The sequence below is a fragment of the Leifsonia xyli subsp. cynodontis DSM 46306 genome (assembly GCF_000470775.1).
Classification (GTDB): domain Bacteria; phylum Actinomycetota; class Actinomycetes; order Actinomycetales; family Microbacteriaceae; genus Leifsonia; species Leifsonia cynodontis.
On the sequence record NC_022438.1, the window covers coordinates 706,607 to 730,495 of the forward strand.

Genomic DNA, 23,889 nt, shown 5'->3' on the forward strand with positions numbered 1-23,889 from the left:
CCGCTGCCGCACCGAGCGGCCCCGGCCGCCACCCGCCCCGCCCGAGCGCGAGCATCGCGACGCCAGCCCCGCCGCTCGTGGCCTGCGGCAGGGGGACGGCCGCCGACGGCGTCCCGGGTCAGACCCAGCTCGGCAGCCACATGTGCATCTGCCAGAACCAGAAAGGCACCTGCTGCCCGGTCCAGAGCGGCCAGAAGAAGACGCTGATCGCTGTCGCGGCCACGAGAAACGCGGCCGTCCACGCGATCCCGCGTCGGCGCCGACGCTCTGGGTCTGTGCGTTTCCCGATCACCAGGGCTGCCACGGCCGCCAGCCCGAGGATCAGATACGGTTCGAACGCGATCGAGTAGAAGGTGAAGATCGTGCGGTTGATGTAGATCAGCCACGGCACGTAGCCGGCCGCGAAGCCGGTCAGGATCAACCCGATCCGCCACTCGGGATACCGGACCAGGCGGTAGGCCAGGTAGAGCAGCGCCGCGGTCGCCGCCCACCAGATCAGCGGGTTGCCGAGCGAGGTGATCGCCTCGGAGCAGCCGCCCGGGGCCGTGCAGCCTCCCCGACCCTGCGGGTCGCCGACGTAGTACATGCTCGTCGGGCGGATCATGAGCGTCCACGTCAGCGGGTCCGACTGGTAGGGATGCGGTGTGTGCAGGTTGATGCTGTAGGTGTACATCTGCGTCTGGTAGTGCCAGAAGTTCTGGAACCACAGCGGAACCCAGGAGAGCCCGTCCGCCCACTGCGCACGCACCGACTGCGCCCAGCCGCGATAGTAGCCGCCGCTCGTGACCAGCCAGCCCGTCCACGTGGCGAGGTAGGAGGCGAATGCGATCGGCACCATGAGCGCGAACGTCGCCGGTGCCTGCTTGAGGAGGCCGCCCGACGCGGAGAACGCGAGCCTCTCGCGGCGGCGCGCCACGATGTCCACCACCAGCGTGTACACGGCGAAGAACGCGAGGAAGTAGAAGCCCGTCCACTTCACACCCGCGCACAGCCCGGTCAGGACACCGGCCGCGATCAGCCACGGCCGCCACCAGTGTACCGGTCCCCAGGCCGGGTCCTTCCCCGCCTCCCGCGCGGCCAGCCGCGTCGCGTGCGCGTCGCGGTCGAGGAGCACACAGCCGAACGCGAGCAGCGCGAGAAGCATCACGGAGCTGTCCAGCAGGGCGACCCGGCTCATCACGATCGCGTGCCCGTCGATCGCGAACAGGAACCCGGCGATGGTCGCTATGGTGGTCGACGCGAACAGCTTCCGCGCGATCAGGAACACGACCAGCACGGCCAGGACGCCGACGATAGCCATCGACACCCGCCAGCCGAACGAGTTCCCGGCGCCGGTCGCGGCCATCCCGAGCCCGATGATCCACTTCCCGAGCGGGGGATGAGCGACGAACGACGGACTCGAGCTGAACACATTCACATCGCCCGCGGCGAACGACGAGTCCGCTTTCTCCGGCCAGCTGCCCTCGTAGCCGAGGCGCCACAGCGTCCACGCATCCTTCACATAGAAGGTCTCGTCGAACACGAGCGTGTGGGGCCAGCCCAGGTTCCACAGCCGCAGCGCGGCGGCGAGCAGCGTCACCGCGGCCGGCGCGCCCCAGTGCCAGACGCGCAGCCGGGCTGGCGTGCGCAGCATGCGCGCCCCCCAGTCGTCCAGGCGGCTGCCGGTGCGCTCGGCGGCGCGATGCGCGGCACCCGAGGGCGCGGCCGACGCGGCGTCGACGGGCGAAGGCGAGGTCATCGCCTCATCCTGACAGACTGAACCTTATGATCATCCTCGCGGCGACCCCGATCGGCAATCTCGGCGACGCTTCGGCCCGCCTGGTCCAAACCCTCGCTGCCGCTACCGTCGTCGCCGCCGAGGACACCCGCGTCGCCCAGCGGCTCCTCGCCGGGCTCGGCGTCACGGGCCGTCCGCGTCTTCTCCCGCTTCACGAGCACAACGAGCGCGACCGGGCCGCCGAGTTGGTCGTGCTGGCGCGGGATCGGGACATCGTCGTCCTCTCCGACGCGGGGATGCCGACCGTCTCCGACCCCGGTTTCGCGCTCGTCTCCGCCGCTGTGGCGGCGGGCGTCGCCGTGACCGCCCTTCCCGGCCCCTCCGCTGTGCTGACCGCGCTCACCGTCTCCGGGTTGCCGACCGACCGCTTCGCCTTCGAGGGCTTCCCGCCGCGGAAGCCGGGGGAGCGGGCCGCCGCCTTTCGAGCGCTGGCGGCCGAACCGCGGACCATGGTGTTCTTCGAGTCGCCCAACCGGCTCGCCGCTTCTCTCACCGGCATGGCGGCCGGCTTCGGCGCCGACCGGCGTGCGGCCGTCTGCCGCGAGCTGACGAAACTCTACGAAGAGGTGCGTCGGGGCACGCTCGGCGAGCTGGCGGAATGGGCGCACGAGGGGGTCCGTGGCGAGATCGCGGTGGTCGTCGCCGGGGCGCCCGCCCGTCAGGCGGACCCGGAGACCGCGCTCGCACAGGTGCTCGCCCTGGTCGCCGCCGGGATGCGCCTCAAAGACGCCGCCGCCGAGGTGGCCGAGGCCACCGGCCTCAGTCGTCGCGACCTCTACCAGGCTGCCCTTGCCCGCAAGCCTTGACCCTGACTTCGCGGAGGCTGCCGGGGCTGAAGGTGGCGCCGGTGTTCCGGCATCCCGAGACGGTCACCCGCGCAGGGACGAAAATCGGCGCCGGGTGGCGGCTGGCTCTGCCGGTCGGACGATCGGCAGAGCCAGCCTGTCCCTCTTCAATCGAGTGAGAACGCCTCACCGAGTGAGAATGGCCTCATCGACGAGAATGGTCTCATCGACTAGAACGGCCTTCTTCTCGGAATCTCGCGCGGCTTCCACGGTTTCACGGATATTTTGGTCTGCACTCCCGGATAGGTGTTGAGCGCAGAGGACTGCAGCGTCGCGAGCGTCGGCCAGGAGCCGGGGAAGTATCCGCGCAGCGTGTAGTCGAACCTGACGGTGCCGCCGGCGACCGGCGGGCTGGTGTGGATCGCGTAGCTCAACGCCGGGTCGACGACATCGACGGTCTTTCCGCTCGTGCCGTCGCGGTTCTCCACGCCGGTGAGCGATCCGCCGGTGGGATTGGCCTGCGGCTTCCCTTGTAGAACACCCTTTGCGCCTCGGTGTCCCCGACGCGTATCCACAGCTGGAAGGTGTTCGTGCCCGTTCCCTCGGTGGTGGGCACCCGGTCCCACTCCGCGACGAACCACGAGATGCCCGTGTCGTTGTCCGTCATCACGTTGACGCGGATGCTCGCACCCTGAGCGAGCCGAGGCGATGACGGGTCCATGTCTGTCCAGAACGGTGCAATCACGTTGTTCGATGTAGCGGTGTTCGGGATGACGTTGGGGTACGACGGGAGGAAGGAACCCTGCTCGATATCTCCCACGATGATGTAACCGTTGCTCATCACAATCAGCGAGGTGTAGATTTCTCCGCCGTATTTGAAGGCAGGGGTATTTTAATTCCATCCATTGTCGTTCAAGTATTTCGGATCTGGCTCTTGGCCGTAGTTCGCGAGACTGTCGAAGCCTTGCGGCCAATCGCCCACGGTTTCGGGTGCGAAGGAATCGATCGTCGGCGGTTTGGTAGCCGAGAGCGTCCCGCTCCAGTCCGCTCCTGTGAAGGACCGCTTCGCCGGGGCCGTGACGCGGTCAACCGGCAAAAGCGGACTCGCGAAGGTTTTGATGTGGGCGTCCACGTCAACCGGCATTTGGTTGCTCGCCGAGACGGTGCAGGTCGTCTTCTCGCCGAAATCGATCTCCGCCGGAGTGCAGCTCTGGGTCAAGGCGATCGCCGCGTCGCCCTTGTTGACGGCGACCGGAAGCACGACCGGCGTTCCTCTCCCGTGAGGCGCGATCGTGATCTGGCCCTCGTGCCAGCCCTTCGCGGCCTCCAGACCGTTGAGCATGATCGTCAGTTCGCGGCTCTTTCCCGGGGCGAGCGAGAACCACGACGAGGACACCCCGATGGAGAGGCCGTCTGCCCCTTCGCCGTCACCGAGAAAGACTGCCAAGAACTCGTCACGTTCATCACGGTGCGCTTGACCACGGCCGCACCGGGGAGCGGGTCGACGGAGACACTCGGGAGGTTCAGGTTGATGCGGCTGAGCCGATCGGTCAAACCGGTGGCGAACTTCGCCGCCGTCTCGCTGATCGTCAGCGTCGGCGACAGCGCCCTGTTCGCGCGGATCGATCCCGCCCCGCGCTGGAACACCCCGGCGGCCGAACCATCGGGGTTCACGACGCTCTGCACGGACGACGTCATGAGCGCCGACTTGATCTGCCCGGGCGTCCAGCTCGGATGCGCCGCCTTCACCAGCACCGACACCCCCGTCGCATGCGGCGCCGACATCGACGTGCCCGACCACACTGCATACTGCTCCCCGCTCGGCCCCGACGAAGGATCACCTTGCGACGTGGGGACCCCCGCGAGGATGTCCACACCGGGGGTGGTGACGTCGGGTTTCAAGAAATCTCCATTCGGTCCACGCGAGCTGAAACCTGCCATCGTGTCGCCGGTCGCCTTGAGCAGCTTTCCTGCGTCCCAGGTCGCGGTCGCGTCCGGGTGCGCCTTGAGGAAAGAGACCAGATCGTCGTTCGGCCCATCGAGATGGATCGCGCGGACGAAGTGGCTGTCGGCCTCCGTATCGCTGGCGACCGAGTTATAGAGGATCATCCCGGCCGCGCCGCCCTGCAGGGCGTTCCAGCTTTTGTCTGTTCGGTTGTTCACATCTCTTGCACAGGCAACAACTTTGCCTGTCAGCGTCCCCGCAGCGAAGGGGGCGGTGCATTCTGCGCCCCCCTCGTAGCCTGAGACCGCGGAGGCCAGAACCACCGGACTCGGCTCGACACCCTGCGTGAGCGTCTTGCCCGCCTTACGGTAGGAGGCGCCGTCGGCAGCAGTCAGGGTAAGCGTCGAGGTGTACGTTTTGTCCAAGGTCGACGCTCCGACGGTCGTCACCCACGGACCGACGTTGTCGACAGTGCCCGCATCCGGGCCTGAGTTGCCAGCGGAGGCGTTCACGGAGATGCCTGCTGCGTACGGCATCGAGGAAGGCCAGAGCGACGGGGTCCTGATGCGTCGAGTTGTCGAAGCCGCCCGCGGAAAAGTTGATGACGTCGACACCATCGAGGATCGCCTGCTGCACAGCCTCCACAGTGTCAGAGGCGAAACCTCCTTCCGGACCGAATACCCGGTACGCGATGACCGAAGCGCCGGGAGCGACACCACTCACCGGCCCCTGATTCCTGCCGCCCACCGGAGCGTCCGGGACATAGTCGCCGACGGCGGTCGTCGCCGTATGGGTGCCGTGCCCTTCGGAATCGCGTGCGGAGCACGCGGTCGCCGAGCAGAAGTCTTCCGCCCCGGGCTGGCTCATTTTACGGTAGGTGTCGAGGAAGGCGTATGCCCCCACCAGTTTGTGGTTGCACAGGAACGCCGCATCGCCGCCGTCGCCGAACTCGCACTTCCAGGGCCACCGGCTGGCGCGGGAAGCCCATGATCGGCGAGCATCGGATTCTCCGGCCAGATACCCGTGTCGATGTCGCCCACGATCACTCCGGCGCCGGCCCTGTCGCGTCCGCCGAGAGAGGGCCACGCGGCGTCGGCGCCGATGAAGGTGGAGGAGCCGTCGCCGAGCGGCGATGCTTTGTCCGTGGCCAGTCGCGCGCTCGATGCCGCAGCGGAGGAGTTCGGTGCCGCAGTGGATGGCGGGGAAGGCACAGCGACGGGGGCGTCCGTCACCGCGGTGGGCAGTTTCCGCACCGAATCGTTCTGCACCGCAGCGACTCCCGGCACCGCGAGCAGCGCCTTCGCGTCACGCGCGGGCACTGTGACGACAAGGCCGCCATACGTGACCCCATAGGTGGACATAACGGACACCGATGGCATCGCCTTGTGGATCGCGGCCGTTGCGGCCGTCATCTTTTGATCGACGTATCCGAGATACGCCTTGACCGCTGGGTCTGAGAGAGAAAGCTTCTTCCCGGTGACCTCCGGGCTCGTCGCGGCGAGTCCCTTCACACCGCCGGTGTAGGAAGCCACGGGGTCCACGTCGATCTTGACCATCGCGGGGACGACCGCAGTGTCTGTGCGATTCACAATCGCTCCATCGCTCTGCGCAAGCTGACCTGATTTGGACTTCGCGTTCCGGATTCGTTGGCCGACGGGTGCGTCGGGAGTGACGGAAGAGACCTTGTACCGATGCGCATCTGCCGTGACCGCGGACGGGGCGGCAAGCCCGGTGGTCAAAACGGGCGCCGTTACTGACGCCACAGCAAGAAAATGAAAGAGACTTCTTCGCATTTAGAGATGGTTTCAGTAGTCGTTTTTGGTGAGTTTGCGGGCGCTGGTGATCGCGATTGCTAGAGCGACGAGCGCCGTGATCGTTGAGGCGGTGCGGTCGTAGCGAGTGGCGAGTTTCCGGAAGGCGAGGATCCAGGCCATGGTGCGTTCGACTACCCAACAGTGTTTACCCAGTCACTGTTTGGAGTCGACTCCGATTCGTGCGATGCGTGCCTTGATCCCACGACAACGCAGGTAACAGCGGACGCGGCGGTTGTCGTAAGCCTTATCGGCGTGGAAGATAACCGGGCGGCGTCTGGGCCGACCGCGGCCGACGCCCTTGATCGCGGTGATGTTGTCTAACACAGGTTCCACGAGCATGGAGTCGTGTCGGTTGGCGCCGGAGATCTCCACATGCAGCGGGAGTCCGTTGCGGTCGGTCAGGACATGGTACTTGGTGCCCCGTTTCCCACGATCCGTGGGGTTAGGTCCAGTGAGATCGCCCCCCCTTTTCGCCCGGACACTTACGGAGTCCAGGCAGGTTCTTGACCAGTCGATCATGCCAGCCTGGCCGAGTTCGTCGAGCATGATCTTCCGCAGTGCATCCCACGCGCCCGCTTCGGACCATTCACGCAGACGCCGCCAACAAGTGACCCCGGACCCATACCCCAACTCGGGCGGGAGCTTCTTCCACGGGATCCCCGTCAGCAGCACGAACACGATCCCAGCGAACACCTTCCGGTCAGGAACCCGAGGCTGCCCAGCCCGCCCATTGACCACAGGCGGCCGAGGCGGAATCAACGGCTCCAGCCGCTCCCACAACATATCCGTAATGAACCGATCCTCAGCAAGCGTCGACACTCGACCAGCATCCCCGCTAACCAGCCACAACAACCACCGCCACGCCGACTACTGAAACCACCTCTAAGGGACCTCGAATGTGGGTAGCGTGGTGTGGAAGTCCGCTGCTTCCGATCTCGAACTCGTCCGGGTCTCGCCGCGGCCGGACGATATGCAATTCTGGTGCGCAGGCAGTAGCGATAGGGTCAGTTGCCTCACGCATCAGACGTACTCCCCCGCGCCGTGAACCAGGTTTTCATGCTGAGTGGAGGACAGGAGCGGCGCTTGGCCGTGAGGGGTTCGTCCGCCGCGCCCGATGGGCTTTTCTGCACGAGCGGGTCGGTCACCGGCGTCAATTGCGTTTGGCAGGGAATCACTCTGCCCCCTGACCGGGAACTCTACCCACTGCCCTTCGACCATCTGCTCGCCGCTCAGTCCTCACGGCCGGACGTCCTTCGGGATGGCGATTCGGGTGGGCCTCTCGTGAGCTATGACTTGAATCTCATCGGCCTCATCTCTCACGGTGACAGGGGCCACCGAGGGTTTCTCCTATATACCCCAATGCAGCAGGTTCTCCACGAACTGCACTCCTACACGCTGGTGCCGGCGGATGTGCCCGACGCCGCAGGGGAAGGCGATCAGCTTCCGGCCGGCGGTGTCAGTGCAGATTGGGAGCTCTCCCCACCCGAGTCCGGCGCCAGGTCGGCGGATACTTCGGGTGACTCTGGTGCTCGGCCGGTGAGCTGGGGCGCTGCCGCGTAAGGGGCATGAGCGGTGTCGGGTCCGCGGACTCGGTGTTCCCTCCTGACCTGGCTGGGAACTCGCCCCGATGGGGACTCCGGTTGGGCGGGCCAGAGTGATGCTGGTGGTCCGCCGGATCAGGGCGATGGCGGATCGGTGGACTCTGGGTGATCGGGCAGTATGAACGCGGTCAGGGACGGCTGAAGCGTCTGTGTATCCGCTTTCTCGCGATCGCGACAGCGGTCGTGGCGGTTCTCACGTTCTCGGTCGTCTCTGTTGGGACGGCATCGGACCCCATGCCCCGCCGCCTCGATCGCAACGAATACCCGATCATCTCGAGGGCCAAGGTTCAGATCTCCGGCGCTTTCAATACCCAAGCCGGTTCCTGCTCCGTGGGTGCTGTCGTTGTGCCATCGAGCATATTTTCCCACATCACATCACAGGGCTATGAGGTTCCTGGTCTTGGTGAGCCACTGCGCTCCGCAGGACGCGACCATTGTCCTGGGACACTCTTTTGCGGGGACTGTGGTGTGGGGTCCCCCGCTTCCGATATCGAACTCGTGAAGGTCGTGCCGAAGGTGGACAATATGCTGTTCAGGTGCGGCACCTCCAGCCATCGCGACTACTGCCTCGCTAATCCGAGGTACATTGGCCCGCGCCGAAAACCGGGTTTTCATGCTGAGCGGAGGATAGATGCGGCACCTCTCCGTGTGGGCTCGGGTGCTTGTCTTGCGATGCTTCCGGTGGAGTTTCCCCGGCGCTCCGCGGGGGTCCTCGATGCGTCTTGACGGCCCCGTCGCGCCGCAGTACATTCCATGTATGTTCAAAAACAAATGTATTGTAAACATAATTATCGCGCCTTCCGGCGCCGCGGTCGCAAGCGCTTCTCCTGCGATGCCGTGCGTTGTGGGGACCACCGAGATCGGCGTTGTGAGGGGCAACGCGTGAACGCGACCAGGGGCCGGCCGAAGCGGAGGGGCATCCGCTTTCTTGCGGTCGTGACAGCGATCGTGCCGGCTCTCGCCTTCTCGGTCGTTTCCGCTGGTCCGGCGTCGGCTTTCGATTCCCCGCGTCCGGACCATCGAGCCGAATATCCGTTGATCGCGGGTACGAGGGTGAAGAGCCCTGGTGATGCGGAGAACCAGAGCCACTTCTGCACCGTTGGCGCCGTCCTGGTGCCGAAGAGAGCGTCTTCGAGGATCTCGTCGTATGAGCAGGCCAAAAGGTGGTTCGTGACGACGACGGCCTGCGCTCCGAAGTCCGCATCGGTCTTCCTGGGGCGCTTGGGCAAAGACAGTGTCGTCGGCACCGTGGTGTGGCGGTCCTTCACTTCCGATATTGAACTCGTGCAGGTCCTCCCGCGGGCGGACAATATGAAGCGCCGGTGCGCCGGCTCCAAAAACCCGTCTTTTTGCCTTAAGCGCCCGACGTACTCTCCTCGCGCCGACAACCGGGTTTTCGCGCTGAGCGAAAGCAAAGAGCAGAGCACCCTTGTGAAAGGTTGGGAGGAAACGCCCAAACAGACTTTCTGCACGAGCGGCTCGGCCAGCGGTGTCCGATGCGTTTGGCAGCGAACAGGGGCCCCTCGCCAGCACGTCGGCTTCATCCTGCAGTTCGCCGATTCCTCCGGCGCGAACATCCTTGTCGGAGCCGACTCGGGTGGGCCGCTGGTGAGCGATGACAGCCATCTCATCGGTATCGTCTCGTCCGTCCGGGTTGGACGCCTCTTGGCGTACACCTCAATGGGGCAGGTCCTCAAGGAGTTGTCCGGCTTCAGACTGCCGGGTGCGTCCGCCGCCGTAGGGAAGGGTAACCGCTTCGCCGCCGGCGGTGTCGACGCCGGCTGGGAACTCGCCCCTAGCCGGGTCCAGCTAAGCGATCCGTCGGCGGACCGGCGACGCCGCCCGGCCGGCGGTCAGAGCGGTGTCGCCGGAGAGGGTGTGTTGTCCGCCTCCCGTTCCGTACCCCCGGGCGTCGCCTGTTCGACTCGGCGGGTGGAATCCGCCTGGCCTTATCGAGACTGTCTTTCTGAAGAGGACCTCTCGACGAAGAGGGGCGGTTGACACCCTCCGCCGTTGTGCTCCGGTCGGGTGGAGTGCGCTGCGGCAGGCTGTCGGGCTGCGAAACGTTCGGCCCTCCGTTCCCGCCTCCTGGAATCTCCGGTACCGTAGTGACTCGAGTTCGTCGCGTTTCCCGCGCGGCGGCGAGATCTGAATAGAGGAAGTCGGCATGGACATCGACCTCAGCGTCCTGCGTCTGATGGAGCGCGAGAAGGAGATCCCGTTCGAGGAGCTGGTGCAGATCATCGAACAGGCCATTCTGACCGCTTATCTGAAGCACACCAACCAGGCCGACCACCGCCATGGCCACGGCGAGCCGCCGGTCGCACGGGTCCACCTGGACCGCAAGACGGGCCATGTGACCGTCTACGTCCCCGAGCGGGACGAGGAGGGCAATGTCATCGGCGAGGCCGAGGACAGCCCGAGCGACTTCGGCCGCATCGCCGCGTTCGCGGCCAAACAAGTGATCAACCAGCGGCTGCGCGACCTCGCGGACGACGCAGTCCTCGGTGAGTTCCGCGGGCGGGAGGGCGACATCGTCGCCGGGGTGATCCAGCAGGGCCCCAACCCGCGGATGGTCCATATCGACCTCGGCAGCGTGGAGGCCATCCTGCCGCCGGAGGAGCAGGTGCCCGGCGAGGAGTACCCGCACGGCTCCCGCATCCGCGTGTACGTCACGAGTGTCGCCAAGGGCATGAAGGGTCCGTCGATCACCGTCTCGCGCACGCATCCGGCGCTGGTCAGGAAGCTGTTCGCCCTCGAGGTGCCGGAGATCGCCAGCGGCGTGGTGGAGATCGTCTCGCTCGCCCGCGAGGCCGGGCATCGCACCAAGATCGCCGTCCGGGCGACGGAGCCCGGCGTGAACGCCAAGGGCGCGTGCATCGGCGAGCTCGGGCAGCGCGTTCGCGCGGTCACGGCCGAGCTCAACAGCGAAAAGATCGACATCGTCGACTACTCGCCCGACCTCGCGACCTTCGTCTCGAGCGCACTCTCTCCGGCGAAGGTGACGAGCGCGTTCGTGATCGACGAGAGCCTCAAGGCTGTGCGTGCGCTGGTGCCGGACTACCAGCTGTCGCTCGCGATCGGCAAAGAAGGGCAGAACGCCCGCCTCGCCGCCAAGCTGACAGGGGCGAAGATCGACATCCAGCCGGATTCGATCCTGGATCGGGAGTGATCCGTGGGTGCGAGGGCGGATGTCGATCTTCGCCTCGTGCCGACGCGGCGGGGCCGGGAAGGACGACCCTCTCGCGGGTGTAAGATGGAATCTGTCAGAACGTGCGTCGGATGCCGTTCTCGCGCTCCGCGGCTTTCTCTTCTGAGAGTCGTCGTCCGGAATTCGGAACTGGTGGTGGATCCGTCCGCTGCTCTCCCCGGTCGTGGCGCGTGGCTGCATCCGGTCGACGGGTGTCTTGACCTCGCCCTCAAGCGCCGTGCCTTCGGGCGTGCGCTGCGGGTGGACGGGACGCTCGACCCGACGGCCCTCCGGGCCTACTACGAGAACAGGCTGAAGAATCAGTGACTTCACATGAGTGACAACCGATGAGCGGCTCGAAATGAGTTCCGTCCGCTAGTAACGCCTGCCCTGTCTGGGGTGGGCCCAGACAGGAGAATTGTGGCTGCAAAACCACGCGTACACGAGGTGGCGAGCGAGCTCGGCGTCGACAGCAAGCTCGCACTCGCGAAACTCAAGGAGATGGGCGAGTTCGTCAAGGGCCCGTCTTCGAGCATCGAGCCTCCGGTGGCCCGCAAGCTGCGCGCTGCCCTCGAGGCGGAAGGGCACCTGCCCGGCGTCGGTGGCGACAAGGCCCCCGCGCAGACCTCCCCGGCGCCGCGTCCGCCGCGCCCCGCGGCGACCGATGGCTCCGCCGCGCCCAAGCCGCAGGCGCCGATGTCGGTCGCCGAGCGTCAGGCAGCGGCCGAGAAGGCCGCCGCTGAGAAAGCGGCGGCCAGCGAGGCCGCCGACGCGAAGCCCGCCGCGGGCGCCCCGGCGGACACGGCCAAACCATCGTCCGCGCCCCGTCCCAGCGGCGGCAGCGCCCCGCGTCCCGGTGCCCCGCGCCCGGGCAACAACCCCTTCGCCTCCAATCAGGGCATGGGTCAGCGGCCCAGCACCCCGCGGCCGGGGAACAACCCGTTCTCCAGCTCGCAGGGGATGGGCCAGCGTCCCTCTCCCAGCAACATCCCGCGTCCGGCCCCGCCGCGTCCGGGCTCGCCCCGCATCGGCGCTCCGCGTCCCGGCGCTGGCGGCGGCCAGCGCCAGGGCGGCGGCCGCCCCGGTTTCCAGCAGCGCCCTGGCAGCGCCGGTGGCGGTGCGGGCGGCGGCTTCCAGCGGCCCGGCGGCGGCGCCGGAGCCGGCGGTTTCAGCGGTCCCCGTCCCGGCGGCGGCGGTCGCGGCCGTGGACCGGGCGGCGGCACCGCGGGCGCCTTCGGCCGCGGCGGCGGCAAATCGAAGGCCCGCAAGTCGAAGCGCGCGAAGCGCCAGGAATTCGAGATGCGGGAGGCTCCGTCGCTGGGCGGTGTGACCGTTCCCCGCGGCGACGGCGGCACGGCCATCCGGCTGCGCCGTGGCGCGTCCATCTCGGACTTTGCCGACAAGATCGACGCGAACCCCGCTTCGCTCGTGACCGTGCTCTTCCACCTGGGCGAGATGGCGACCGCCACCGAGTCGCTCGACGAGGCCACGTTCCAGATCCTCGGTGAGGAACTCGGCTACAAGGTCCAGGTCGTCTCCCCCGAGGACGAGGACAAGGAGCTCCTGGAGGGCTTCGACATCGACCTCGACGCCGAGCTGGAGGGCGAGTCCGACGAGGATCTCGAGATCCGCCCGCCGGTCGTCACCGTCATGGGTCATGTCGACCACGGTAAGACGCGACTGCTGGACGCGATCCGCAGCGCCAACGTCGTGGAGGGCGAGGCCGGCGGCATCACCCAGCACATCGGCGCCTACCAGGTGTGGACCGAGCACGAGGGCATCGAGCGTGCGATCACCTTCATCGACACCCCGGGTCACGAGGCGTTCACCGCCATGCGCGCCCGCGGTGCGCAGGTGACCGACATCGCGATCCTCGTGGTCGCGGCCGACGACGGCATCATGCCGCAGACGATCGAGGCGCTGAACCACGCCCAGGCGGCGAATGTGCCGATCGTGGTCGCGGTGAACAAGGTCGACAAGCCGGAGGCGAACCCCGCCAAGGTGCGTCAGCAGCTCACCGAGTTCGGCCTGGTGGCCGAGGAGTACGGCGGCGAGGTGATGTTCGTCGACGTCTCCGCGCGGAACAACATCGGCATCCAGGAACTCCTGGACGCGGTGCTGCTGACCGCGGACGCCGGGCTCGACCTGCGTGCGAACCCGAACAAAGACGCCCGCGGCGTGGCCATCGAGGCCAAACTCGACAAGGGCCGCGGCGCGGTGGCGACCGTGCTGATCCAGTCGGGCACGCTGCGCGTCGGCGATGCGATCGTGGCGGGCACCGCCTACGGCCGTGTCCGCGCGATGGCGGATGAGAACGGCGACCCCGTGCTCGAAGCCGCGCCGTCCCGTCCGGTTCAGGTGCAGGGCCTCTCCAGCGTCCCGCGCGCCGGCGACACGTTCATCGTGACCGAGGAGGACCGCACCGCCCGGCAGATCGCTGAGAAGCGCGAAGCCGCCGAGCGCAACGCGCAGCTGGCGAAGGCCCGCAAGCGCATCTCGCTGGAAGACTTCACCCGCGCCCTGGAGGAGGGCAAGGTCGAGGCGCTCAACCTCATCATCAAGGGCGATGTGTCCGGCGCCGTGGAGGCGCTGGAGGAGTCGCTCATGAAGATCGAGGTGGACGACTCGGTCTCCCTGCGCATCCTGCACCGCGGTGTCGGCGCGATCACCGAGTCGGACATCGACTTGGCGACCATCGACAATGCGATTGTGATCGGCTTCAACGTCCGCCCGGACGTCAAGGCCCGCGAGCGTGCGGCCCGCGAGGGCGTGGATGTGCGCTTCTACTCGGTCATCTACAACGCCATCGAGGACATCGAGAGCTCGCTCAAGGGCATGCTCAAACCCGAGTTCGAAGAAGTCCAGTCCGGTGTCGCCGAGATCCGCGAGGTGTTCCGCTCCTCCAAGTTCGGCAACATCGCCGGTGTCATTGTCCGCAGCGGCACGATCACGCGCAACGCCAAGGCGCGCGTCATCCGCGACGGCGTGGTCATCGCGGACAACCTGGCCATCGAGTCGCTGCGCCGGTTCAAGGACGATGTCACCGAGGTCCGCACGGACTTCGAGTGCGGCATCGGCCTCGGCAAGTACAACGACATCCAGGTGGGCGACGAGATCGAGACCACCGAGCTGCGCGAGAAGCCGCGCGTCTGATCGACGCTGGAGGCCCGGCGGTTCGTCCGCCGGGCCTCGCTGCTTCTCTATCCCCCGCCGTACGAAGGAGACACACCATGGCCGACCCGGCACGGGCGAGGAAGCTCGCCGACAGAATCAAGGTCATCGTCGCCGAGCGGCTCGACCGGGGCTTGCGCGATCCGCGTCTCGGCTTCGTGACGATCACCGACGTCCAGGTGACCGGTGATCTGCAGCACGCGACCGTGTTCTACACGGTGTATGGAACCGACCAGGAGCGCGCGGACACCGCGGCCGCGCTGACAGCGGCCACCGGGATGCTGCGCAGCGAGGTCGGCAAGAACATCACCGCCCGCCTCACGCCGACGCTCCAGTTCCAGCTGGACGCCATCCCCGAGAACGCGGCACACATCGAGGATCTGCTGCGCCAGGCGCGCGACCACGACACCGAGGTGGCGGGTCTCGCCGAGGGCGCCGCCTATGCCGGGGAAGAGGACCCCTATGTGAAGCCGCGCGAGGCGGACGAGGAATACTGATTTTCAAACGTAAGTATAAACATGTAGAATAGTGTTCTCCTGAAACCCCGAGGACACCCGAATGCGTACCTGGTTCCGTCCGGACATCGAGGGCCTCCGCGCTCTCGCTGTCCTGCTCGTCGTCGCAAATCATGCGTGGGGATTCCCCACCGGCGGATACGTCGGTGTGGACATCTTCTTCGTGATCTCCGCGGCTACCTGATCACACGCGCCCTCCTGCGCGAAAAGGAGGAAAAGGGCGCGATCTCGCTCGGTCGTTTCTACACCCGGAGATTCGCCCGGCTCGCACCGGCCGCGATCGCGACGATCGCCGTCACCGTGGCGATGTCCAACCTTCTGTTCTTCGGGGCGACGAACGCCTCCTGGAACCAGCAGGCGCTCTCATCGCTGCTGTGGGTCCAGAACTGGAACCTGGTGCATTCGGGAACGGTCTATCTCGACGCCAATGCGTCTGTCTCACCGTTCCAGCACTTCTGGTCGCTGTCGGTCGAGGAGCAGTTCTACGCCTTCTGGCCGTGGGCGCTCATTCTCGCCTGGCTCGCTGTGGCCGCCGTGGCGAAGCGTCGCGCTCCCCGCCTGCGCGGCACGGTGCTGGTGGTCGGCATCCTCGGCTTCGTCGGCTCGCTCGCCTTCTCGATCTGGCTGACCGACTCGCGTCCCGCTTCGGCCTATTTCGCGACCCCGACCCGCATCTGGGAGTTCGCGGCCGGTGTGATCCTCGCTGCCAGATTCGCCGGTGTCTCCCGCCGCGCACCGGCGACGGCCCTCCGAGCGGCCGGACTGGTGGCGATTCTGGTCTCCGCCGTGCTCTTCGACACGACCACGCCTTTCCCCGGCGCCGCCGCGCTCCTCCCTGTCCTCGGCACGGCCGCGGTGATCGTGGCCGCCGAGCGCGCCACCACGGATCGGGACTACGGACGGGCTCTTACGCTGGCCCCCATCCGCTACATCGGCCGCATCTCCTATTCGCTCTACTTGTGGCACGCCCCGGTCATCATCTTCGCTGCCGCGCTTGTTCCCGGGCGAAGGCTTTCTCCACGGTCTGCTCTGCGTGGCGGTGTCGGTGGCCATCGCCGCCCTGTCCTACCACGTCATCGAGCAGCCGGCGCGGCAGGCCGCCGTCTGGAAGCGCCTCGGGGCGTGGCTGTCGAAGCGCGGCAACGTGGCCCGCGTGGGCGGATTCGCCGTGACGGCTCTGCTGGTGGCCGTCCTGTCCGTCGGACAGCTCCGCGGGGTCGAACTGCTCCCGAAGCCCGCTCCGGCGACCACCGCCCCGGCAGCCTGGTCGTCCCCCGAGGAACTCGCGGCGGCGCTGGCCGAGTCCTCGGCCGGCGACTCCTGGAAGCCGTTCTCGGCCGAGCTCTCCGGACCGCTCCAGCCCGTCGATTTCCAAGGGTGTCTGCGCGACGCGGTGGCTCCGGGCGACCACTCGCGTCTCCGGGAGCCCTGCGTCCTGTCGGGCGACGGAGGACGCCGGACGGCCTACGTCGTCGGCGACTCGATCGCGCTGAGCTGGGTTCCCGCTCTCCGGTCGGCCCTCGGCTCTGGCTGGGACGTGGCCGAACTCGGCCTGCAGGGGTGCCCGGCCGCATCGACGCGGGTCGGCGAAGTGCGCGACCGCGCGACTTTCACCGACGACTGCGAGAGGATATGCGCGAGTCCGATCTGGCCGCCGTCGCCGCGGCGAAACCCGATCTGATCGTCTTCGCGAGCGCTCTCGGACCCTACAAAACGCTGGAGAGCGGCAAGACCCGAGCGCCGGCCCAAGCCGAGTGGACGAGCGCGACCCTGCGGAGCATGGAAGCCGTGCGTTCGGTGGGAGCGCCGGTCGTGGTGATCGGCAATCCCCCCGAAGGGCGGCGGGTGACCGACTGCTCCCTCCGGATCTTCGGGCCCGACCGATGCGTGTCCACGATCGACGCTGTCGACCGGGAGGAACGAGCCGCCGAGGTGGAGGCCGTCCGGCAAGCCACGGCCCAGGGTCTGCCTGCGGTTTACCTCGATCCGGAGCCGTGGTTCTGCACCAGCGACGGCAGCTGCCCGATCGGGGTCGGCGATGTGATCGTCCGGCTCGACTCCAGCCACCTCACGCAGAGCTCCTCCGAGTCCCTGGGCGGTGTGCTGCGCTCGGCCCTGGTGGCGGCTCGGGTGGTGTGAGCGCGCCTCCGGCCGCGGACCCGGGGGCGCAGCCGGAGAGTCAGGGGAGCGTGTAGCCGCCCTCGGCCGCGACCGCCAGGCCGTCGGAGAGGAGGCCGGCCAGTGCGCGGTCTCGCTGTACGGCATCCGGCCATACCGACTCCAACTCTGCCGCGGTGACCGGGAGGTGCGCGGCGCGCAGCTCGGCCAGGATGCGGCCGCGCACCTGGCGGTCGCTGCCCTCGTACTTCTTCTGGACGGCCTTTCGCGGACCGGCGTAGGGCGGGAAACCGCCGGCGCGCCAGGCGCAGGCCGCAGCGAGCGGGCAGGCGTCGCAGCGCGGGGCGCGGGGGACGCAGACCAGGGCGCCGAGCTCCATCATCCCCGCGTTGAACGCGGCGGCGGCCGGGCGATCGCGGGGGAGGAGCGCCTCCATGGCGGCGAGGTCGCGCTTGGCGCTGGGCGGTCCGGGCTCGCCCTGGCCCTCGACCGCGCGGGCGATGACCCGGCGGATGTTGGTGTCGACCACGGGGTGCCGGTTGCCGTAGGCGAAGACAGCGACGGCCCGCGCGGTGTAGTCGCCGACGCCCGGGAGGGCCAGGAGCGCGTCCACATCGTCGGGGACCACTCCGCCGTGCTGTTCCGTGATCGCGACGGCCGCGGAGTGCAGCCACAGCGCGCGCCGCGGATAGCCGAGCGAGCGCCAGGCCCGCACAGCCTCGCCCGGGGGCACGGCGGCGAGGTCGGCGGGAGCCGGCCAGCGCGCCAGCCACTCCTCCAGGCGGGGGATCACCCGGGAGACGGGCGTCTGCTGCAGCATGAACTCGCTCACCAGCGTTCCCCAGGCGGTGAAGCCGTCGCGGCGCCAGGGCAGGTCGCGCCGGTTGGCGTGGTACCAGTCCACGACGGCGCTCGCGAAAGGTTCACGCATATCTGCCGAGGCTAGCCGGTCGGGGCTCGTTCCCGGAGGCCGACGCCGAAGGGCGCTCATGCTGCGCGATCTCCGTTCGCGGGCGCTCGCGGTGCGGCCGGCGGCCTCCCCGCTCTCAGGAGCGGCCGCATCCGCTCCGCGACGGTCTCGGGCGGCAGGAACGCCCCCGAGCGCTCCACCTCGTGGACGAGCGCGGTCAGCGCGGCGTTGACCGGCGCCTCGCCGCCGGCCTCCCGCGCCTCCGCGACGACGGCTCCGTTCAGGTAGTCGATTTCGCTGGGCTGCCCCCGGCGGATGCTCTGCAGGGTGGAGCCCGGGTTCGGCGTCGCCCCCATCCGCCGCCGCATCAGCAGCGGCACGGCCTGAGCCGCCCAGCGCGGCGCGCGTGCGACGAAGCGCAGGAGGCCGTCGGTCAGGCCCTGGACGCTGCCGTAGCGGATGCCGCGCGCGTACCCGACCCGCACCGCCTCTTGCAGGCTCGCGGTCATCAGCCGTCGCAGCCGCCGGTCGCCGAGCGTCTCCTGGGCGCTCAAGCCGGTGATCGCGGGCAGGGCGTTCACCTGGTTGACGATGAGCTTGGTCCACTGGCAGCCCGCGAAGTCGTCGACAGCGACGCTCGGCAGGGCGGCGTCGAGGATGCGCGCGGCGGCGACCGCGGCCTCGGGCGCGGGGCCCTCGCCCGCGCCGAGATAGGTGTTCGCCGTCGTCGTGACGACGATGCGGCCGGGGGAGAGGAAGCTCGCCGCGAACAGCGCGAGGGCGCCGACGCACTCGGAGCCGCGCAACAGCCCGGTCGCGAGGCGGAGGCCGGCGAGGCCGTTCTGCACGACGACCACGGGGATGCCGTCGAGGAGGGAGGCGTTGTCGCGGAGGGCGGACGCGGCATCCTGGGCCTTCGTGCAGAGGAACGCCAGCTCGGGCCGGGTCTGTAGTGTCTCGGCTGCGGCGACCCGTGCGGTGTGCGCGCCCCAGCCGCCGTCGAGGCGGAGCCCCCCGGCGCGGATCGCTGCGAGGTGCTCGCCGCGGGCGGTCACCTCGACCAGGTGGCCGACGCGGTCGAGGAGGGCCGCGATGGTCCCGCCGATGGCTCCCGCTCCGATCACGCCGATACGCACCCGACAAGCTTAGGCGTGTCTCCTCCGGGTGCGGTGGGGGTGGGCCGGCGGGGGTGGGATGCGAGGAGGACAGCGGGAGGCGGTCAGCGCTCCAGATCCCTCAGGAGCAGGGAGACGACCTCCCAGGGCTCGATGGAGGTCCCGATGGGGAGCGGGTCCGCCGACCCGTATCGGCACAGGGCGAGGAAGGACCGGGGCAGCACCGCCTCGCCGCCGCCGTGCCCGCCCTCGTCGAGGTGGCCGTGGTCGGTCGTCAGGGCGACGAGCCATTCTTCCTCCGCCCCGGTGCGGGCGACCCGGGCCTCGATCTCGGCGAGGAGGCGCCCGAGGTGCGCGTCGACGCGGCCGATGGCCGCCGCGTACTCGCGGAGAGCTGCCGCCGTACAGGTGTCCGGCCTCGTCGACCTCTCCGAGGGAGACGAACGAGACATCCGGTCCCGCTTCCCGCAGCGCGAGCCGCGCGCAGGCGGCGATCTCGCCGTCGGCCCAGCGGTAGCCGTAGGTCTCGCCGTCTCGCACGACGACCCGGTGCTGCCCGGTCCGCGCCTGATCCGGGCGGCTCGCGATGATCGGTCCGGGGCCGGCGGGGTCCACGATCGGCGGCCAGCTCGACGCCGCGAAGGTGCGACGGAACGTATCGGCGATGTACGCGCGGCTGAGGAGGTCGAGGTGGCGCTCGAGCGTGTGACCGCGAAACGAGTTGTCGAAGACCGAGTGCTCCGCGTGCGCAGCGCCGGTCAGGAGCGATGACCAGCCGGGACCGGAGATCGTGGGGACCTCCATCGTCATGGTCAGCATCGTTCCCGCGCTCGCGCATGCCGACAGGATGGGAGCGAGCGGCGGGGCCGAACCAGCCGGGGATCGGCGCAGCGCGTCGTCGACGCGCAGACCGTCGATCCCGATCAGGAGGAGTTTGCGGCGGATCATCGCGGCAGCTCCCCGGCCGCGGCGAGCAACTCGGGCAGCGCCGCCACACTGGCGAGCAGGTGGGTGTGCGCGTACCGGCCCAGCTCCTCCGCGCTGCTCGCGCCGCTGAGGACCCCCATGACGAGCCGCGCTCCGGAGGCGATGCCCGCACTAAGAGGTGGTTTCAGTAGTCGGCGTGGCGGTGGTTGTTGTGGCTGGTTAGCGGGGATGCTGGTCGAGTGTCGACGCTTGCTGAGGATCGGTTCATTACGGATATGTTGTGGGAGCGGCTGGAGCCGTTGATTCCGCCTCGGCCGCCTGTGGTCAATGGGCGGGCTGGGCAGCCTCGGGTTCCTGACCGGAAGGTGTTCGCTGGGATCGTGTTCGTGCTGCTGACGGGGATCCCGTGGAGAAGCTCCCGCCCGAGTTGGGGTATGGGTCCGGGGTCACTTGTTGGCGGCGTCTGCGTGAATGGTCCGAAGCGGGCGCGTGGGATGCACTGCGGAAGATCATGCTCGACGAACTCGGCCAGGCTGGCATGATCGACTGGTCAAGAACCTGCCTGGACTCCGTAAGTGTCCGGGCGAAAAGGGGGCGATCTCACTGGACCTAACCCCACGGATCGTGGGAAACGGGGCACCAAGTACCATGTCCTGACCGACCGCAACGGACTCCCGCTGCATGTGGAGATCTCCGGCGCCAACCGACACGACTCCATGCTCGTGGAACCTGTGTTAGACAACATCACCGCGATCAAGGGCGTCGGCCGCGGTCGGCCCAGACGCCGCCCGGTTATCTTCCACGCCGATAAGGCTTACGACAACCGCCGCGTCCGCTGTTACCTGCGTTGTCGTGGGATCAAGGCACGCATCGCACGAATCGGAGTCGACTCCAAACAGTGACTGGGTAAACACTGTTGGGTAGTCGAACGCACCATGGCCTGGATCCTCGCCTTCCGGAAACTCGCCACTCGCTACGACCGCACCGCCTCAACGATCACGGCGCTCGTCGCTCTAGCAATCGCGATCACCAGCGCCCGCAAACTCACCAAAAACGACTACTGAAACCACCTCTAAGGTCATTGGGGGTGTCGCCGGCCACGAGCACCTCCTGCACGGAGCGCGTCGCTGTCGACTCCATGGTCCGGAACACCAGATAGGGCGCGGGGCGGGACGCGGAGACATCCTCCGAGGTCGCGAGGGCGTCCACGTCCGCGCCCACTGCCCACCCGACCCTCGCGAGCAGCCGCTCGGCCACGGCCCGCTCGTACCCCGTTTGCAGTCCGACCTTCACTCCGGACGCGCGCAGCGAGGCGACGGCCTCGCGCACACCGGGGAAGAGGCGCGGCGTGGCGGCGGCGTAGGCGGCGTCCAGACGCTCGGCGAAGGCGGTGTGGACCGCCTCCGTCCTCGCCGGGTCCGCCCCGAGGGCCGTCAGGAGCCCCTCGATCGCCTCCCGTTTGTCGGTGCCGGTCCAGTCGTCGAGCGCCTCGGCGGGGACGGGCGCCCCCACGGCCTCGGCGACGCTCTGCCGGAGCACATCGTAGACGATGCCGCCCTCGTCGATCGTGGTGCCGGCCAGGTCGAGGGAGACGAGAGAGATGGTCATGCTGTGCCTTCCGAGGTCATGCTGCGCGCCACCAGGGGCCGGGGCAGGGAACGCGAGCGGGAGTTGTGGATGATCAGCGCCGCTCGATCGGGCCGATAGCGATCGTCGGAGACTTCGAGGATGTCTCCGTCGTCCGAGGTCGTGACACGGCGCACCCGCAGCAGGGGAGCGGCCAGCGCGACGCCCAGCTCTGCGGCGTCGAGCTCGTCGGCCGCGACGGCGTCGATGGTGTGCTCGCCGCGGTCGAGCGGCGCGCCCCTCGCGAGCAGTGCGTCGAAGAGCGATCCGGCATCCGGGTCGAACTCGAACAGCAGCCGCCCGACCCGCTCGGCGAACGCGGTCCGTTCGATCATCACCGGCTCTCCATCGATCGAGCGCACACGCACCAGTTCGACGGCCTGCTCGCCGTCGGCGAGGGCGAGGGCGAGGGCGATCCGGGCCCGGGGCTGGCGCAGGGCGATCTCGATCGTGCGCTGGCCCGGGGTGCGGCCGAGGTCCCGGACCCAGGACGAGAACGAGAAGAAGTCGTCGATCGCGTGCGCGAGGGGAGCACGGGCGACGATCGGCACGCGCCCCTGGCTGGTCTCGATGAGCCCCTCGGTGCTCAGCGCTGTCAGGGCTTGCCGCACCGGGCCGCGAGACGCGCCGAACTGCGCGCACAGCTCTGCTTCGCTGGGCAGCGACGCACCGGCGGGGAGCCCGCCGTTCAGGATGCGCTCTCGCAGAGCGGTGCGGACGGTCTCATGCAGGGGCACCTTCATATCTTGACAATACAGGTGGATCGTGTGACGGCGATTTCGGAGCTGTTCTTCCGCCGTTCACCTCTTGTTACCCCGGTTATTCCTCATCAGGAGTGGGGTGAACATCTCATGACAAGTTGGCTGTTTTGTTCGGAATCTGACATTTTTCGGGGACTGTGGAAGACAGCCGGGCCGGTCTGTCCGTCACCGTGCCCGACCGCAATGCGCAGGTCCGCCTCTCCCGGCCCCGAACCCCGACGGCCCCTCACCACCGAAACTCCGAAAGGAACATCCCCATGGAACAGCACCCGATCGAACGCCGTCCCCGTCGGCGTGCCGTGCGCGTCGCGGCCCTCATCGCGACGACGGCTGCGATCGCAGCGACGCTCAGCGCCTGCGCGGGCGCCTCGTCGGCCAGCACGAACGGTTCGAGCCTCACGCTCGCTCAGAAGCAGAAGGCGGTCAGCGTCGCCGACTTCGGCGGTATGGACGCTCTGGTCGCCGCGGCGAAGGCGGAGGGCCACCTCAACGTCATCACCCTGCCGCCGTCCTGGGCCAACTACGGGAAGATCATCGCGGGCTTCCAGAAGAAGTACCCCGGCATCCAGGTCACCTCCGAGAACCCCAACGGCTCCAGCGCCGACGAGGTCGCCGCGGCGCGGGCGCAGAAGGGACAGAGCACCGCTCCCGACGTCTTCGACATCGGCACCGCCGTGCTCAGCCAGAACCTCGACCTCGTCGCGCCGTCAAGGTGTCGACATGGTCGGACATCCCCGCCGAGTTCAAGGACCCCAAAGGCGCGTGGTACTACGATTACACCGGCCTGATGTCGATCGGCTACGACTCGAAGGCCATCACGACGGCTCCGGCCTCGATTGACGATCTCCTCGGCGCCGCCTACCACGGCAAGGTCGCGATCAAGGGCAACCCCACCCAGGCCAACGAAGCGGCCAGCGCGGTCTACTGGGCCACGCTGCAATCGGGTGGCACCGCGGACGACATCACCCCCGGTGTCGACTTCTTCGCGAAGCTGAAGCAGGCCGGGAACTTCATCTCGGTGCTGCCGACGCAGGCGACCGTCTCGTCCGGCGAGACTCCTGTGGTCATCCAATGGAGCTACAACAACCTCGCCTGGGGGCCGGCCGGAGGCTCCTCGGGCAACCCGAACTGGAAGACCGTGGTGCTGCCGGGAAGCGCGCTCGGCAGCTACTACAACCAGGCGATCAACGCGGACGCTCCGAACCCGGCCGCCGCGCGCCTGTGGGAGGAGTATCTGTACAGCCCGGAGGTGCAGAACCTGTATCTCGCCTCCGGCGCCTACCCGTCGACGCTGCGGGCGATGATCGCGAACAAAACCGTGGACCAGAACGTCCTGAAGAGCGTCGGAACGCCGCCGAAGGACTTCGTGCAGCTCACGAGCGACCAGGCCGGCGCAGCGGCGAAGGTCCTCGCCGCGAAGTAGGCTTCGGCCGTCGGCTGATTCGCACATGACCGCAGCATCCCCCGGATCGCGACGGCCCTGTCCGCCCCCGGCGCCGGGACATCCCGGCGCCGGGGCGCGGGCTGGCTGGGCTTCGCGCCATTCGCCGTCTACGTTCTGATCTTCCTCGCCGTTCCGACGTTCTACGCTGTCGGGAGCGGCTTCTTCACCGCCGATGGCGAGTTCACCGTCG

The 23,889-nt window shown here is 68.2% G+C and carries 23 protein-coding genes and 4 pseudogenes; 14 read left to right on the forward strand and 13 right to left on the reverse strand.

Going from position 1 to position 23,889, the window contains the following annotated elements; translation table 11 throughout:
- Positions 1-118: 118 nt before the first annotated feature.
- Complete coding sequence (locus O159_RS03345; protein ID WP_021754346.1) at positions 119-1,738, reverse strand: dolichyl-phosphate-mannose--protein mannosyltransferase; 1,620 nt, start codon at positions 1,736-1,738, stop codon at positions 119-121.
- Positions 1,739-1,764: 26 nt separating this feature from the next.
- Between O159_RS03345 and rsmI the strand changes: the two genes are divergently transcribed.
- The gene (gene rsmI, locus O159_RS03350; RefSeq protein WP_021754347.1) at positions 1,765-2,583 is read left to right on the forward strand and encodes a 16S rRNA (cytidine(1402)-2'-O)-methyltransferase; all 819 of its coding nucleotides are present in this window, start codon (positions 1,765-1,767) and stop codon (positions 2,581-2,583) included.
- 209 nt (positions 2,584-2,792) lie between these two features.
- Here the strand turns inward: rsmI and O159_RS03355 are convergent, their stop codons facing one another.
- The 6 genes and pseudogenes from O159_RS03355 to O159_RS03375 form a co-directional block, all read right to left on the reverse strand.
- Positions 2,793-3,050 (reverse strand): hypothetical protein, encoded by a 258-nt coding sequence (locus O159_RS03355; RefSeq protein WP_021754348.1) that lies wholly within the window; start codon positions 3,048-3,050, stop codon positions 2,793-2,795.
- 404 nt (positions 3,051-3,454) lie between these two features.
- The gene (locus tag O159_RS03365; RefSeq protein ID WP_144267528.1) at positions 3,455-3,904 is read right to left on the reverse strand and encodes a hypothetical protein; all 450 of its coding nucleotides are present in this window, start codon (positions 3,902-3,904) and stop codon (positions 3,455-3,457) included.
- Positions 3,905-3,909: 5 nt separating this feature from the next.
- On the reverse strand, positions 3,910-5,043 hold the full coding sequence (locus O159_RS13120) for a S8 family serine peptidase (protein ID WP_052323450.1): 1,134 nt from the start codon (positions 5,041-5,043) through the stop codon (positions 3,910-3,912).
- Between the two features lie 46 nt (positions 5,044-5,089).
- Positions 5,090-5,374 (reverse strand): annotated as a pseudogene (locus O159_RS16715) (S8 family serine peptidase); the annotation flags it as partial.
- Positions 5,371-6,063: a S8/S53 family peptidase gene (locus tag O159_RS13125; protein ID WP_236609532.1), complete on the reverse strand. Its 693-nt coding sequence runs from the start codon at positions 6,061-6,063 to the stop codon at positions 5,371-5,373. The pseudogene O159_RS16715 and the gene O159_RS13125, both read right to left, overlap by 4 nt.
- A 249-nt stretch (positions 6,064-6,312) precedes the next feature.
- Positions 6,313-7,173, reverse strand: a pseudogene (locus tag O159_RS03375) (IS5 family transposase).
- Between the two features lie 507 nt (positions 7,174-7,680).
- Here O159_RS03375 and O159_RS14385 point away from each other — a divergent pair.
- The 10 genes and pseudogenes from O159_RS14385 to O159_RS15565 all read left to right on the forward strand — a co-directional run bounded on the left by O159_RS14385 (position 7,681) and on the right by O159_RS15565 (position 16,937).
- Entirely contained in the window at positions 7,681-7,881 is a 201-nt protein-coding gene (locus tag O159_RS14385) for a hypothetical protein (protein ID WP_144267532.1), read from the forward strand.
- 923 nt (positions 7,882-8,804) lie between these two features.
- The gene (locus O159_RS03385) at positions 8,805-9,923 is read left to right on the forward strand and encodes a hypothetical protein (protein WP_144267534.1); all 1,119 of its coding nucleotides are present in this window, start codon (positions 8,805-8,807) and stop codon (positions 9,921-9,923) included.
- A gap of 166 nt (positions 9,924-10,089) precedes the next feature.
- On the forward strand, positions 10,090-11,094 hold the full coding sequence (nusA, locus tag O159_RS03390; RefSeq protein ID WP_021754350.1) for a transcription termination factor NusA: 1,005 nt from the start codon (positions 10,090-10,092) through the stop codon (positions 11,092-11,094).
- An 84-nt stretch (positions 11,095-11,178) separates the two neighbouring features.
- Positions 11,179-11,439, forward strand: a complete 261-nt coding sequence (locus O159_RS03395) for a YlxR family protein (RefSeq protein WP_043993476.1) — start codon at positions 11,179-11,181, stop codon at positions 11,437-11,439.
- Between the two features lie 93 nt (positions 11,440-11,532).
- The gene (infB, locus tag O159_RS03400; protein ID WP_043993477.1) at positions 11,533-14,265 is read left to right on the forward strand and encodes a translation initiation factor IF-2; all 2,733 of its coding nucleotides are present in this window, start codon (positions 11,533-11,535) and stop codon (positions 14,263-14,265) included.
- 77 nt (positions 14,266-14,342) lie between these two features.
- Positions 14,343-14,780: a 30S ribosome-binding factor RbfA gene (gene rbfA / locus O159_RS03405; protein WP_021754352.1), complete on the forward strand. Its 438-nt coding sequence runs from the start codon at positions 14,343-14,345 to the stop codon at positions 14,778-14,780.
- Positions 14,781-14,841: 61 nt separating this feature from the next.
- Entirely contained in the window at positions 14,842-14,982 is a 141-nt protein-coding gene (locus O159_RS14910) for a hypothetical protein (protein WP_169725634.1), read from the forward strand.
- Positions 14,916-15,740: pseudogene (locus O159_RS16720) on the forward strand (acyltransferase family protein); the annotation flags it as partial. The gene O159_RS14910 and the pseudogene O159_RS16720, both read left to right, overlap by 67 nt.
- 97 nt (positions 15,741-15,837) lie before the next feature.
- On the forward strand, positions 15,838-16,479 hold the full coding sequence (locus tag O159_RS16180) for an SGNH hydrolase domain-containing protein (protein WP_269078369.1): 642 nt from the start codon (positions 15,838-15,840) through the stop codon (positions 16,477-16,479).
- A complete protein-coding gene (locus O159_RS15565; RefSeq protein ID WP_021754354.1) occupies positions 16,431-16,937 on the forward strand; it encodes an SGNH hydrolase domain-containing protein in 507 nt (168 codons plus the stop codon). The genes O159_RS16180 and O159_RS15565 overlap by 49 nt, the downstream gene beginning before the upstream one ends.
- A 40-nt stretch (positions 16,938-16,977) precedes the next feature.
- On the opposite strand, the gene O159_RS03420 is transcribed toward O159_RS15565, so the two are convergent.
- The 4 genes from O159_RS03420 to O159_RS16185 are packed head-to-tail and all read right to left on the reverse strand — an operon-like array spanning position 16,978 to position 20,008.
- Positions 16,978-17,847, reverse strand: coding sequence for an HhH-GPD family protein (locus O159_RS03420; protein ID WP_021754355.1), 870 nt, complete (start codon positions 17,845-17,847; stop codon positions 16,978-16,980).
- 56 nt (positions 17,848-17,903) lie between these two features.
- Positions 17,904-18,962, reverse strand: coding sequence for a ketopantoate reductase family protein (locus O159_RS03425; RefSeq protein ID WP_021754356.1), 1,059 nt, complete (start codon positions 18,960-18,962; stop codon positions 17,904-17,906).
- A 9-nt stretch (positions 18,963-18,971) separates the two neighbouring features.
- Positions 18,972-19,889: an alkaline phosphatase family protein gene (locus tag O159_RS16725; RefSeq protein ID WP_201766231.1), complete on the reverse strand. Its 918-nt coding sequence runs from the start codon at positions 19,887-19,889 to the stop codon at positions 18,972-18,974.
- A complete protein-coding gene (locus tag O159_RS16185; RefSeq protein WP_269078370.1) occupies positions 19,886-20,008 on the reverse strand; it encodes a hypothetical protein in 123 nt (40 codons plus the stop codon). The genes O159_RS16725 and O159_RS16185 overlap by 4 nt, the downstream gene beginning before the upstream one ends.
- 66 nt (positions 20,009-20,074) lie before the next feature.
- Here O159_RS16185 and O159_RS13770 point away from each other — a divergent pair.
- Positions 20,075-20,932, forward strand: a pseudogene (locus tag O159_RS13770) (IS5 family transposase).
- Here the strand turns inward: O159_RS13770 and O159_RS03440 are convergent.
- The gene (locus tag O159_RS03440; RefSeq protein WP_021754359.1) at positions 20,913-21,476 is read right to left on the reverse strand and encodes a phosphonatase-like hydrolase; all 564 of its coding nucleotides are present in this window, start codon (positions 21,474-21,476) and stop codon (positions 20,913-20,915) included. The pseudogene O159_RS13770 and the gene O159_RS03440 overlap by 20 nt on opposite strands.
- On the reverse strand, positions 21,473-22,237 hold the full coding sequence (locus tag O159_RS03445) for a GntR family transcriptional regulator (RefSeq protein ID WP_021754360.1): 765 nt from the start codon (positions 22,235-22,237) through the stop codon (positions 21,473-21,475). Before O159_RS03445 ends, O159_RS03440 begins: the two co-directional genes overlap by 4 nt.
- Positions 22,238-22,512: 275 nt before the next feature.
- On the opposite strand from O159_RS03445, the gene O159_RS16460 reads away from it, so the two are divergent.
- Together O159_RS16460 and O159_RS16465 are read left to right on the forward strand one after the other, a co-directional pair.
- On the forward strand, positions 22,513-23,043 hold the full coding sequence (locus O159_RS16460) for a type 2 periplasmic-binding domain-containing protein (RefSeq protein WP_330216836.1): 531 nt from the start codon (positions 22,513-22,515) through the stop codon (positions 23,041-23,043).
- Positions 22,968-23,678, forward strand: coding sequence for an ABC transporter substrate-binding protein (locus O159_RS16465; RefSeq protein WP_330216837.1), 711 nt, complete (start codon positions 22,968-22,970; stop codon positions 23,676-23,678). Before O159_RS16460 ends, O159_RS16465 begins: the two co-directional genes overlap by 76 nt.
- The last annotated feature ends 211 nt before the right edge of the window (positions 23,679-23,889 follow it).